This is a genomic window from Microcystis sp. M109S1 (assembly GCF_020247025.1).
Taxonomy (GTDB): domain Bacteria; phylum Cyanobacteriota; class Cyanobacteriia; order Cyanobacteriales; family Microcystaceae; genus Microcystis.
Window position 1 is genome coordinate 1 of record NZ_JADBRW010000190.1, and the last position, 10549, is coordinate 10549.

General features: G+C 49.5%; 19 protein-coding genes. All 19 read right to left on the bottom strand.

What is annotated here, in order from left to right:
- A partial coding sequence (locus IM322_RS09120) for a helix-turn-helix domain-containing protein (protein ID WP_287713179.1) occupies positions 1 to 296 on the bottom strand: 296 nt, incomplete at its 3' end.
- Between the two features lie 295 nt (positions 297 to 591).
- Positions 592 to 1035 (bottom strand): 50S ribosomal protein L15, encoded by a 444-nt coding sequence (gene rplO, locus IM322_RS09125; RefSeq protein ID WP_002796421.1) that lies wholly within the window; start codon positions 1033 to 1035, stop codon positions 592 to 594.
- 10 nt (positions 1036 to 1045) lie between these two features.
- Complete coding sequence (gene rpsE, locus IM322_RS09130) at positions 1046 to 1567, bottom strand: 30S ribosomal protein S5 (protein ID WP_002757584.1); 522 nt, start codon at positions 1565 to 1567, stop codon at positions 1046 to 1048.
- A gap of 26 nt (positions 1568 to 1593) precedes the next feature.
- Positions 1594 to 1956: a 50S ribosomal protein L18 gene (gene rplR / locus IM322_RS09135; protein WP_002753900.1), complete on the bottom strand. Its 363-nt coding sequence runs from the start codon at positions 1954 to 1956 to the stop codon at positions 1594 to 1596.
- A 3-nt stretch (positions 1957 to 1959) separates the two neighbouring features.
- Positions 1960 to 2529: a 50S ribosomal protein L6 gene (rplF, locus tag IM322_RS09140; RefSeq protein WP_287676350.1), complete on the bottom strand. Its 570-nt coding sequence runs from the start codon at positions 2527 to 2529 to the stop codon at positions 1960 to 1962.
- 106 nt (positions 2530 to 2635) lie between these two features.
- The gene (gene rpsH, locus IM322_RS09145; protein ID WP_002734721.1) at positions 2636 to 3037 is read right to left on the bottom strand and encodes a 30S ribosomal protein S8; all 402 of its coding nucleotides are present in this window, start codon (positions 3035 to 3037) and stop codon (positions 2636 to 2638) included.
- A gap of 208 nt (positions 3038 to 3245) precedes the next feature.
- Positions 3246 to 3785: a 50S ribosomal protein L5 gene (gene rplE, locus IM322_RS09150; protein ID WP_002734750.1), complete on the bottom strand. Its 540-nt coding sequence runs from the start codon at positions 3783 to 3785 to the stop codon at positions 3246 to 3248.
- 54 nt (positions 3786 to 3839) lie between these two features.
- Positions 3840 to 4193: a 50S ribosomal protein L24 gene (gene rplX / locus IM322_RS09155; RefSeq protein WP_287676351.1), complete on the bottom strand. Its 354-nt coding sequence runs from the start codon at positions 4191 to 4193 to the stop codon at positions 3840 to 3842.
- Between the two features lie 39 nt (positions 4194 to 4232).
- Positions 4233 to 4601, bottom strand: a complete 369-nt coding sequence (gene rplN / locus IM322_RS09160) for a 50S ribosomal protein L14 (RefSeq protein ID WP_002732358.1) — start codon at positions 4599 to 4601, stop codon at positions 4233 to 4235.
- Positions 4602 to 4621: 20 nt separating this feature from the next.
- On the bottom strand, positions 4622 to 4864 hold the full coding sequence (gene rpsQ / locus IM322_RS09165) for a 30S ribosomal protein S17 (RefSeq protein ID WP_002796423.1): 243 nt from the start codon (positions 4862 to 4864) through the stop codon (positions 4622 to 4624).
- Between the two features lie 6 nt (positions 4865 to 4870).
- Positions 4871 to 5089 carry a 50S ribosomal protein L29 gene (gene rpmC, locus IM322_RS09170; RefSeq protein ID WP_158200255.1) on the bottom strand — a complete coding sequence of 73 codons (219 nt, stop codon included), beginning with the start codon at positions 5087 to 5089 and terminating at the stop codon, positions 4871 to 4873.
- Positions 5089 to 5508 (bottom strand): 50S ribosomal protein L16, encoded by a 420-nt coding sequence (gene rplP / locus IM322_RS09175; RefSeq protein WP_002734310.1) that lies wholly within the window; start codon positions 5506 to 5508, stop codon positions 5089 to 5091. The genes rpmC and rplP overlap by 1 nt, the downstream gene beginning before the upstream one ends.
- 30 nt (positions 5509 to 5538) lie before the next feature.
- Positions 5539 to 6267, bottom strand: a complete 729-nt coding sequence (gene rpsC / locus IM322_RS09180; RefSeq protein WP_002796425.1) for a 30S ribosomal protein S3 — start codon at positions 6265 to 6267, stop codon at positions 5539 to 5541.
- A gap of 23 nt (positions 6268 to 6290) precedes the next feature.
- The gene (gene rplV, locus IM322_RS09185; RefSeq protein ID WP_287676352.1) at positions 6291 to 6650 is read right to left on the bottom strand and encodes a 50S ribosomal protein L22; all 360 of its coding nucleotides are present in this window, start codon (positions 6648 to 6650) and stop codon (positions 6291 to 6293) included.
- A 188-nt stretch (positions 6651 to 6838) separates the two neighbouring features.
- On the bottom strand, positions 6839 to 7120 hold the full coding sequence (gene rpsS, locus IM322_RS09190) for a 30S ribosomal protein S19 (RefSeq protein WP_002753908.1): 282 nt from the start codon (positions 7118 to 7120) through the stop codon (positions 6839 to 6841).
- Between the two features lie 30 nt (positions 7121 to 7150).
- On the bottom strand, positions 7151 to 7984 hold the full coding sequence (rplB, locus tag IM322_RS09195; protein WP_190721170.1) for a 50S ribosomal protein L2: 834 nt from the start codon (positions 7982 to 7984) through the stop codon (positions 7151 to 7153).
- A 33-nt stretch (positions 7985 to 8017) separates the two neighbouring features.
- Positions 8018 to 8323, bottom strand: a complete 306-nt coding sequence (locus IM322_RS09200) for a 50S ribosomal protein L23 (protein ID WP_287078904.1) — start codon at positions 8321 to 8323, stop codon at positions 8018 to 8020.
- The gene (rplD, locus tag IM322_RS09205) at positions 8313 to 8945 is read right to left on the bottom strand and encodes a 50S ribosomal protein L4 (RefSeq protein WP_286825777.1); all 633 of its coding nucleotides are present in this window, start codon (positions 8943 to 8945) and stop codon (positions 8313 to 8315) included. The genes IM322_RS09200 and rplD overlap by 11 nt, the downstream gene beginning before the upstream one ends.
- Positions 8946 to 8965: 20 nt before the next feature.
- A complete protein-coding gene (gene rplC, locus IM322_RS09210) occupies positions 8966 to 9604 on the bottom strand; it encodes a 50S ribosomal protein L3 (RefSeq protein ID WP_287676353.1) in 639 nt (212 codons plus the stop codon).
- Positions 9605 to 10549: the final 945 nt, after the last annotated feature.

Sequence of the window (10549 nt, forward strand, 5' to 3'; positions counted from 1 at the left end):
GGATACTTAGTACGACCAGCAAAGAAGTTAGTGAAAGCTGTTTGTAGGTGTCTTAACCCTTGTTGTAAAGGTACACAACTAACTTCGTTTAAAAAGTCTAATTCTTCTTGCTTTTTCCAATCGGTTAGCATTGAAGAAGTTTCAGTATATCCTACTCTTTCTTGTCTTTCGTACCATGCTTGTGTTCTGACATGGAGAGCTTTATTGTAAACTAATCTTACACAGCCCAAAGTGCGCCGCAATAGCGACTCTTGTTCGGGTGTGGGGTAAAATCGAAACCAATAGGCTTTTTCCATGTCTCACATTTTAGCATATATTTGGTAAATGCGCTAGTATTTAACGGTAAAGCCGTCGTAGAACGACGGGGTTTCAGACCCAAATTTTCGATGATATAGCAATCAGGTCTTGGGGATTGGGTGTTAGGGTGTGGGGTGTGGGGTGTAGGGTGTGGGGGGGTCACTGCGTGCGCGTTGCGGGGGAAGAATAAATAAAAATAATCTTCTGTCTCCCGTCTCCTGAATACTGTCTCCTGTCTCCCTTCTCCTGTCTCCCGTCTCCCGTCTCCTGTCTTCTCCAAGACTCCTGGGAAATTTATATTTCTTCCCAAGTCCCTTGAGCGGCGGTAATTTTCTCTTTGGCACTATTGCTAAAAGCGGCGGCCTTCACCTTGAGGGGAACGGTAATTTCACCATCACCTAAAACTTTTAAAGGGCCGTCGTTGCTGGTGAGAATTTTAGCTTTTAGGAGACTTTCCAGGGTGACTTCCGTATTAGCGGGTAAAGAAGCTAATTTTCTCAGATTAACGATTGTGTATTGACGGGGGTTAACCAAAGGAAAATGCTTTAATTTGGGAACCCGACGATAGAGGGGCATTTGTCCCCCCTCAAAACCGGGACGAGTCCCCGTCCCGGAGCGAGATTTTTGTCCGCGCATTCCCAGACCGCAGCTAGCGCCCTGGCCGGCCGAGATACCCCGTCCCACACGACGACGGCGTTTAGTGGACCCCGGTTGGGGGGCGATTTCGTGGAGTTTCATGGTGATTTCTTTAAGTGTACAAATGTTCTACAGATACGCCTCGATCCTTGGCCACTTCCGAGAAAGTGCGGAGAGTTTCCAGGGCGTTAACGGCGGCTCTAGCGTTATTGAGGGGGTTATCGCTACCGAGTTGTTTAGCGAGGATATTTTTCACCCCGGCTAATTCTAAAACGGTACGGACAGCACCCCCAGCAATAACCCCAGTCCCCGGAGCAGCCGGACGCATGAGCACCTGAGCGCCACCGGAAGCACCCCGGGTAAGGTGAGTGATAGAACTAGCCTTAGTTAAGGAGACTTCAATTAGTTGTTTTTTGCCATCGGCCACGCCTTTACGGACGGCCCCGATAACATCCCCTGCTTTGCCGACTCCCACTCCCACCTGGCCGTTTTCATTACCGACCACGACGATAGCCCGGAAGCTGAGTTTTTTACCACCCTTAACCACTTTACTAACCCGGCGGATCTGGATGACCCGCTCTTGCCAAGTGGTTTCTTTTTCTTTTTCGCGGTTGCCTTTGCGACGTTTTGCCATAGTTTTATCAGTGTTGAAAGGATATTTTAGAAGTTTAAGCCGGCTGAACGAGCCGCTTCTGCTAAGGCTTTGACGCGACCGTGATAGAGATTGCCACCGCGATCAAAAACCACTTGTTCAATGCCTTTGTCTAGGGCCCGTTGGGCCACCAGTTTACCCACGGCAGCCGAGGCTTCTTGGGTAGCGGTGGATTCTAATTCCCCGCGCAAGGTTGCCTCTAGGGTAGAAGCAGCAGCGAGGGTATGTTGGGCTACGTCGTCGATAATTTGGGCGTAGATGTGGTTATTAGAACGAAATACGGATAAACGCGGCCGTTCAGCAGTGCCATTAATTTTGCGACGCACACGCTGGTGACGACGACGGACTGATTCTTTGCGACTAAGTTTCATGGTTTATTTTTTACCTCCTTTACCGCCTTTAGCGCCTTTACCGCCAGCTTTACCAACTTTGCGACGGACAACTTCACCAAGATAGCGAATCCCTTTACCTTTATAAGGTTCGGGGGGACGAACTTCGCGGATTTTAGCGGCAATGTTACCGACGGCTTCTTTGTCGATGCCACTGACGATAACTTGGGTGTTGTTTTCTACAGCGACGGAAACACCATCGGGCATCTCCATTTCCACGGGTTTGCTGTAACCAACATTCAGAACCAATTTACCACCCTGCGCCTGGGCGCGGTAGCCCACCCCTTGGATATCGAGGCGTTTTTGAAAGCCGGTAGCGACTCCTTCCACCATGTTGGCTACTAGAGTTCTACAGAGTCCGTGGCGTTCTCTGGCGGTACGCGAATCGTCTTGACGGGTAACGAGCAGAGTTTCGCCATCTTTATTGATGGCGACGGCGGTGGGTAGGGTTCTCTGGAGAGTTCCTTTGGGTCCTTTCACCGTCACGGTAGCACCATCGATATCGACGGTGACTTTATTGGGAATAGGAATCGGGCGTTTGCCAATACGAGACATAACAGTTATCAGTTATCAGTGGGTCAGATATCACCGGAAGAGTTATCAGTGGGTCAGCTATCGGGTTGAAACTTGGAAAGGCTGACGGCTGATAGCTTATCCTTGTTTACCAGATGTAGCAAAGGACTTCGCCGCCAACGTTTTGTTTACGGGCTTCGCGATCGGTCATAATGCCTTTAGAGGTGGAAACAATGGCGATGCCAATGCCACCGAGGACGCGAGGTAAGTCTTTACTGTTGGAATAAACTCGCAGGCCCGGTTTACTGACTCTGGTGAGGGTAGTAATGATCGGTTGACGGTTTTTGCCTTTATATTTGAGGGAAAGAACTAATTGAGATTTAATCCCCTCACCCACTTCCTCAAAATCAGCAATAAAGCCTTCGTCCTTGAGAACTTGAGCAATACTGCGCGTCATCCGCGTGGTGGGGATTTGAGTAGTGGTCTGCCGAACCGCGCAAGCGTTACGGATGCGGGTCAGCATATCCGAGATGGTATCGTTAGCAGACATGAATTACCTGTTTTTCTCCTAAATTGGGATCAACATCAATGGTCAGTTATCAGTTATCAGTCATCAGTGATCAGTGATCAGATTTGAGTATTAAGTGAGTAGTATTAAATAGCAGTTTCCTGCTGTCTTTTCACTGAATCACTGTTTACTGTTTACTGTTCACTGTTCACTTATTTACCGGTCACTGTTTACTTTTCTCTTGATTGATTTATCTAAAGGGCATTCCCATCTCTTTGAGGAGGGCGCGTCCTTCTTCGTCGTTTTTAGCGGTGGTGATGATTGAGATGTCCATCCCGCGAATTTGATCGATTTTGTCGTATTCAATTTCGGGGAAGATCAACTGTTCACGAATGCCTAAACTGTAGTTACCACGACCATCAAAACTGTTACCGCTGATACCGCGAAAGTCGCGAATACGTGGTAAGGCCAGATTAATTAGACGGTCTAAAAAAGCGTACATTCGATCGCCGCGCAATGTCACCATGACACCCACCGGCATTCCTTCGCGAATTTTGAAGCCAGCGATCGCTTTTTTAGCCCTGGTCACTACCGGTTGTTGTCCGGTGATGGTGGACAGTTCCTCCTTGGAAGACTCCAAAGCTTTGGCATTTTGTGAAGCTTCCCCAAGACCGCGGTTAACAGTAATTTTGATAACTTTAGGTACTTGGTGGATATTGGTATAACCAAATTGTTCTTTCAGTTTAGGAACAATGGTTTCTTGATAGGTGGTTTTTAGTTTTTGGCTCATAGTTTTTCTGCTTGCTTTTCCTGGGCTTGGTCAGGAACTAGAATTGATGGGAAACTAATCAATAATTTCGCCAGTTTTCTTCAGTATCCGCACTTTCCGACCGTCTTCGGTCAAGGTATAACCCACCCGACTGGCGATTTTTTTCTTCTCGGAATAAAGCATCACTTTGGAACTGTGAATCGGTGCTTCGTAGGTAAGGATTTGACCCGATTCTCCTTCCTGTTGGGGTTTAGTATGTTTGGTGCGGATATTAACTCCCTTGACCACCACGGTACTTTCTTGGGGTAAAGCCCGTAAAATTTCGCCCACTTTGCCCTTATCGGAACCGGCGATTACTTGAACGACATCCCCTTTTTTAACGTGCATTTTTTGCCTTTGGGGTGAGGTTTGACTGTTTTTCTTACTCATTTTTTTGACCTCCGATTGCCTTTGTACTTTTCACTTTGATCAGAGAACTTCTGGGGCTAAGGAAACAATTTTGGTGTAGTTTTTATCGCGCAATTCCCGAGCGACAGGACCAAAAACCCTAGTACCTTTGGGATTACCGTCATTATTAATAATCACGGCGGCGTTATCATCAAAACGGATGCTCATACCGCTATCGCGACGGACGGTTTGACGGGTCCGCACAATCACCGCAGTCACCACATCGGATTTTTTCACGGGCATATTGGGGATAGCGTCCTTAACCACGGCGATAATTTTGTCACCGATGCCACCGTAGGTACAGTTACCTGTTCCCAGCACCCGCAGACACATTAGTTTCCGCGCCCCGCTATTGTCAGCGACATTTAAGTAGGTTTGTTGTTGAATCACGGTTTTTACCTAGGTGAAATTTAATTATCGGTTAATATTTCCGCCACTTCCCAACGTTTAGTTTTACTGAGGGGGCGGGTTTCACGAATACGAACTCGATCGCCTTGTTTGGCTTGATTTTCTGCGTCGTGAGCTTTAAATTTCTGGGTTTTCACGACGATTTTGCCGTATTTAGGGTGAGGAGAGCGGTTTTCAATGGCTACCACTACGGTTTTATCCATTTTGTCGCTGACCACTACCCCAACTCTTTCTTTAACTGCCATAGTGGGTTATGCCTCCGGGGTGGACTGGGCTAGTTGGCGCTCCCGTTCTACGGTCAATAATTGGCCAAGACGGTGGCGGGTGTGTTTGAATTCGTGGGTTTTTTCCAAGCGGCGGGTGGCCTGTTGCAAACGCAATTCAAACAGTTTCTTTTTGGCAGCGAGGATAGCGTCGGCGATTTCGTCATCGCTCATCTTCCTCACTTCGGCGATTTTTGGTAGAGCCATTAGACAAAATCCTCCTCGCGAGTGATAAATTTGGTCTTAATCGGTAATTTTTGGGCGGCTAGGCGCATTGCTTCCCGGGCCACTGGTTCAGCTACCCCGGCAATCTCAAACATAATGAACCCCGGTTTAACCACGGCCACCCAGAATTCGGGGGAACCTTTCCCGGAACCCATCCGAGTTTCTGCGGCCCGTTGGGTCACGGGTTTATCGGGAAAAACGCGAATCCAGATTTTGCCACCCCGACGAATATAACGAGTCATTGCCCGTCTGGCCGCTTCGATTTGACGGGAAGTAATCCAACAGGGTTCGGTGGCTTGCAGGGCGAAATCGCCGAAATTAATCGTATTTCCGCCGGTGGCCAGCCCGCGCATCCGTCCGCGCTGTTGTTTGCGGAATTTTGTTCTTTTGGGACTTAACATGAGCTATTTACCACTGATAAATATTAGGGATCAGCCCTCACTAGAGCGATCTTCAAACTGTTGACGGCGACGCTGTTGACGGCGCGGTGCTTGAGCGGGAACGGCGGCGGCAATTTCTTCTTGGCCGGGGATAATTTCGCCCTTAAAGATCCAAACTTTCACGCCTAGAATCCCGTAGATGGTGCTGGCGGTTTTATAGGAGTAATCAATATCGGCGCGCAGGGTATGCAGGGGAACTCGTCCTTCCCGCACCCATTCAGTCCGAGCGATTTCCGCCCCGTTGAGACGACCGCTAACTTGAATTTTGATCCCTTTGACTTCGGCCCTCTGCGCCCGTTGGATGGCCTGGCGGACAACACGACGGAAGGAAACCCGTCTTTCTAGTTGTTGGGCGATGTATTCGGCGATCAGGTTGGCATCGGCATCAACGCGAGCCACCTCAATGACGTTAATGCGAATTTGACGCTGGCCACCGAGGGCTTTTTGTAAACCTAGGCGCAGCTGTTCGATTCCCGTGCCACCACGACCGACGACGACCCCGGGGCGGGCGGTGTGGATGGAAATATCTACTTGATCGGCCTTACGTTCGATGCGAATATCGGCGATACCAGCATTAGCAAGGTTTTTTTCGACGTACTGACGAATGCGGCGATCTTCTTGCAGTAGTTCGGGGTAACGTTTTGCGTCGGCATACCAGCAAGATTTATGATCTTTGATAACGCCGAGACGAAAACCGAGGGGATGGATTTTTTGTCCCATTGTGTTTTTTTTAGTTAAGGTGATTAGTCTTCGTTGCTAGGAGCGACGGCGACGGTGATATGACAGGTGGGTTTGCGAATTTGGTAGGCGCGGCCTTGGGCCCGGGGTCGAAAACGTTTTAGGGTCGGTCCGCCATCGGCAAAGGCTTGGCTAACTACCAAAGTGGTGGGATCGAGTCCTTCGTTATGTTCGGCGTTGGCAACGGCGGAACGCAGAACTTTTAGGATCGGATCACAGGCCCGGTAGGGCATAAATTCGAGAATGATTAGGGCTTCCCGATAGGAGCGACCGCGGATCTGATCGAGTACCCGTCTGACTTTCAGGGGTGACATCCGAATATAGCGGGCGCTCGCTTTGACTTCGTTAGAGGTATCGATGGTCATTTCAGTTATCAGTTATCAGTTATCAGTTATCAGTCATCAGTTATCAGTTATCAGTTAGGTAGGGTGGGTTAGGCGACGACAACTTATGAGACTTAGTTATTAATTTATCTAGTCGCCGTAACCCACCATCTCATAGTTATCTGAACGCTGACTGGGGGCTGACGGTTTTAAGATTACCGCCCACCGACCTATTTCCGTCCTGCTTTTTTGTCGCTCTTGGCGTGGCCGCGGAAGGTGCGGGTGGGAGCGAATTCACCGAGTTTATGACCGACCATCTGCTCGGAAACATAGACGGGAACGTGCTGTTTGCCGTTGTGAACGGCGATCGTGTGACCGACCATATCGGGAATGATTGTCGAGGCACGGGACCAAGTTTTAATCACTTGTTTACTGCCCTGTGCGTTGAGTTTTTCGATTTTTTCCATCAGGTGGCCGGCGACAAATGGCCCCTTTTTCAGTGAACGACCCATAATTTTCAGTCAAAAGTAAAGTAATAATTTCTAACCCTGGGTACGACGGCGCACGATGAGATCGCTACTGCGTTTTTTCTTGTTGCGAGTTTTGCGACCGAGGGCGGGTTTACCCCAGGGAGTCATCGGGCCGGAACGTCCGATCGGAGCGCGACCCTCTCCACCTCCGTGCGGGTGATCGACTGGGTTCATGACGCTACCCCGAACATGAGGTCGTTGACCGCGGTGACGGGTACGACCGGCTTTACCGAGACTGATATTTCTCGCTTCGGCGTTACCGACTTTTCCGATGGTGGCGTAGCACTCACGCCGGATCATGCGGACTTCTTTGGAGGGGAGGCGGATGGTAACGTAATCGCCTTCTTTCGCTACCACTTGGGCGAAACCACCGGCAGCCCGCACCATTTGACCACCGCGACCGGGGACGAGTTCGATGTTATGAACTTCTGTCCCTAGGGGGATGCGACTTAAGGGCAGGGCATTACCGACCTCGAAGGGAGCGTTTTCTCCGGCGATGACGGTATCACCAACGCCTAAACCAGCGGGGGCGATGATGTAGCGTTTTTCCCCGTCTTTGTAGAAAAGCAGGGCAATGCGGGCGTTACGGTTAGGATCGTACTCGATCGCCGCTACCGTGGCTGGAATATCCCGTTTATCGCGACGAAAATCGATAATCCGGTAGAGGCGTTTATGGCCGCCGCCCCGGTGACGACTGGTAACGACACCGCGATTATTCCGCCCCTGTTTACTGTGTTTGTGATGAGTTAGGGACTTTTCTGGTTCGGTTTTGGTGATCTCTTTAAAGTCGGAGATGGCCGCCTGCCTTGTCCCGGGGGTTAAAGGTCTAAAAGAACGAATACCCATAGTTTAGTTTTCCGTTATCGGGTTTCTTGGTTTTTATACGTCGGGATAGAGGGTGATCGAGTCGCCTGCTGCTAGGGTCACGATCGCGCGTTTGTATTGGGGTTTGTAACCGAGGAAACGGCCGACGCGTTTTTTCTGACGAGAGGGGCGGCTGGTGTTCACTTTCGTTACTTTCACGTCAAACAGCAGTTCGATCGCCGCTTGAATTTCCGGCTTGGTCGCTTTCAAGGCGACATCGAAGACGTATTTATTTTGTTCTAGGAGTAGGGTGGCTTTCTCGGTCACGATCGGCTTTAGGATCAGATCGGCGAGTTGTCTGGCTTCAATTTTAAGCACCATAGACCTCCTCAATTTTAGCTAGGGCTGCGGCGGTGGCGATAACTCGATCGGCTAGGAGGACATCATAGACGTTGAGACTATCGGCGCGAATAATTTTGAGATTGCAGATATTACGTCCCGATAAATAGACATTTTCGGGAATTTCCGTCAGAATCAGCAGAATTTTTTCCTCTGGACTGGCTCCCCAGCGACTTAAGGCAGCGGTCAGTTCTTTGGTTTTGGGTTGGGAGAATTGTTCAGCGAAGCTTTCAACCACGATAAAGTTATCAGCTTGGCCGATCAAAGCGGTTCTCAGGGCTAATCTTTTCTCTTTGCGATTGACCTTAACTTCAAAATCTCTGGGTTTCGGTCCGAAGATGACACCGCCACCACGCCAGAGGGGAGAACGGATCGAACCGGCCCGGGCCCGGCCGGTGCCTTTTTGCCGCCAGGGTTTGCGACCACCGCCGCGCACTTCCGAGCGGGTTTTGCTGGAGGCGTTACCTTGGCGGGCCGCCGCTAGATGGCTGACGACGACGCGGTGAATTAGGTGTTTGGCGGTTTCGGGTTTAGCGGTTTTCAGTTCCAGGGTGCCTGTTCCTGCTTCTTCCCCTTGCCAATTTTTGACTGTGTAGTTAACCATGGCTTTAATCTTTCCTTGCCCTATTTACCAAATTTCTTGGCGGGGGTGATGTTTAACAGGGTTCCTGGTTTGCCCGGGACGGCTCCTTTGATCAGGATCAGGTTGCGTTCGCTATCGATTCTGACCACGGACAATTTGCGGATGGTAACTTGGGTTGCTCCGTATTGTCCAGCCATTCTCTTACCCGGGAAGACGCGACCGGGGGTAGTACCGGCACCGGTGGAACCGGGGAGACGGTGGTTTTTGGAACCGTGGGTCATGTTACCGCGCTTGAAGTTATGGCGTTTTTGATAGCCGGAGAAACCCCGTCCGATGGTGGTTCCAGCCACATCGACCAAATCGCCTTCTTGGAAGATAGCGGCGGTAATTTCTTGGCCTAAAGTGTAAGCGGATGCGTCCTCGAGGCGGTATTCGATTAAATGCCGCAGGGGGGAGACACCGGCTTTGGCTAAATGACCGAGCAGCGGTTTGTTGAGGGCTTTTTCTTTGACGGTTTTGTATCCCACTTGGATGGATTCATAACCGTCGGTTTTTTTAGTTTTGACTTGGGTGACGGGACACGGACCGGCTTGAACGACGGTGACGGGAATGGCGACTCCCGTTTTGTTGTCGAAGATTTGGGTCATGCCCAGTTTTGTACCGAGGATACCGATAGACACGGATTGTTCTCTTTATCTTTACTAGACGACAATCAAAAATAACGTGGCCGTGGCTATAGGAGCGGGAAAGATTTTTCCCACTTTATCAGCCTGCCCAACTTGAATGACTTTTTTCGAGTTATTTAAGCTGGCATCCCGTTAAATTCGTAAGTAAGACTAGACAGGGTTGCTGGTTCTGCCTAGATTGTTGCTGGTCTTTGTTTCTTGGGGACTTAAAGGGTTTATCTTCAGTATCCCGGCGAAGACCGAGCGACCAAGGCGGTTCTGCTCGGCAGTGCCTTCAGCACCACCTAACACCGATTTTGGCCACGATCAAACATTATATAATATTTGTGCCTTTTTAGGCAAGAGGTTTTTTTAGTCACCGGAAATGATCATATCTAGTCTGGTCAAATTATTTGTACCGTTCGGCGGTCTTCAGCAGCGATGGGGGCAGACCGAGCCAATAGATTCAATTATAGTAGTTATCGAAAAATCGGGTCTAAAACCTCGCCTTAAGGCGAAAAGTTTTTGGAGCGGGGCATAAATCCGCGTCACAAAAACGGCCTCCTGCCCCCTGCCTTGAAAATAGAAGCTGAAATAATGCAAATTCGTCAATCATACTAAATCCGTTGAGTATAGGCTACATATCAGGAAAGGCACTCCTACAAGTGGAGTGACTCTTAAATGATTACAGATGCGTGCCTCGGCTGCGTGTAAGCATCCCACCGAAAAACTAATGCGCTCCGGGGTTTGGGGGCGGCGCCACGCCCCCAACGGGGTAGGGCTGTTTCATTCTCCCATCAGAATATCAAAAGTAAAAGCGATCACTGTCTTTGTAAAATGAAAAGTGACCGCCAACTTTTTAAATATATGTTGAGCTTAATAGAAAAACTGAAACAAGTCAAGGACTTTCGGAAAGATAAAGGAAAAAGACACCCTTTATGGATAGTATTATTAGTAATA

What these genes read in the sequence shown, in the direction of transcription:
- rpsH (WP_002734721.1), bottom strand. Translation starts at nt 3,037, where the DNA reads ATGTCTGCTAACGATACCATCTCGGATATGCTGACCCGCATCCGTAAC.
- rpsQ (WP_002796423.1), bottom strand. Translation starts at nt 4,864, where the DNA reads ATGGCAGTTAAAGAAAGAGTTGGGGTAGTGGTCAGCGACAAAATGGAT.
- rpsS (WP_002753908.1), bottom strand. Translation starts at nt 7,120, where the DNA reads ATGGGTCGTTCACTGAAAAAGGGGCCATTTGTCGCCGGCCACCTGATG.
- IM322_RS09200 (WP_287078904.1), bottom strand. Translation starts at nt 8,323, where the DNA reads ATGGTGCTTAAAATTGAAGCCAGACAACTCGCCGATCTGATCCTAAAG.
- rplF (WP_287676350.1), bottom strand. Translation starts at nt 2,529, where the DNA reads ATGTCTCGTATTGGCAAACGCCCGATTCCTATTCCCAATAAAGTCACC.
- rplV (WP_287676352.1), bottom strand. Translation starts at nt 6,650, where the DNA reads ATGACCATCGATACCTCTAACGAAGTCAAAGCGAGCGCCCGCTATATT.
- rpsE (WP_002757584.1), bottom strand. Translation starts at nt 1,567, where the DNA reads ATGGCAAAACGTCGCAAAGGCAACCGCGAAAAAGAAAAAGAAACCACT.
- rpmC (WP_158200255.1), bottom strand. Translation starts at nt 5,089, where the DNA reads ATGGCTCTACCAAAAATCGCCGAAGTGAGGAAGATGAGCGATGACGAA.
- rplR (WP_002753900.1), bottom strand. Translation starts at nt 1,956, where the DNA reads ATGAAACTTAGTCGCAAAGAATCAGTCCGTCGTCGTCACCAGCGTGTG.
- rpsC (WP_002796425.1), bottom strand. Translation starts at nt 6,267, where the DNA reads ATGGGACAAAAAATCCATCCCCTCGGTTTTCGTCTCGGCGTTATCAAA.
- rplB (WP_190721170.1), bottom strand. Translation starts at nt 7,984, where the DNA reads ATGGGTATTCGTTCTTTTAGACCTTTAACCCCCGGGACAAGGCAGGCG.
- rplP (WP_002734310.1), bottom strand. Translation starts at nt 5,508, where the DNA reads ATGTTAAGTCCCAAAAGAACAAAATTCCGCAAACAACAGCGCGGACGG.
- rplE (WP_002734750.1), bottom strand. Translation starts at nt 3,785, where the DNA reads ATGAGCCAAAAACTAAAAACCACCTATCAAGAAACCATTGTTCCTAAA.
- rplO (WP_002796421.1), bottom strand. Translation starts at nt 1,035, where the DNA reads ATGAAACTCCACGAAATCGCCCCCCAACCGGGGTCCACTAAACGCCGT.
- rplD (WP_286825777.1), bottom strand. Translation starts at nt 8,945, where the DNA reads ATGGTTAACTACACAGTCAAAAATTGGCAAGGGGAAGAAGCAGGAACA.
- rplX (WP_287676351.1), bottom strand. Translation starts at nt 4,193, where the DNA reads ATGAGTAAGAAAAACAGTCAAACCTCACCCCAAAGGCAAAAAATGCAC.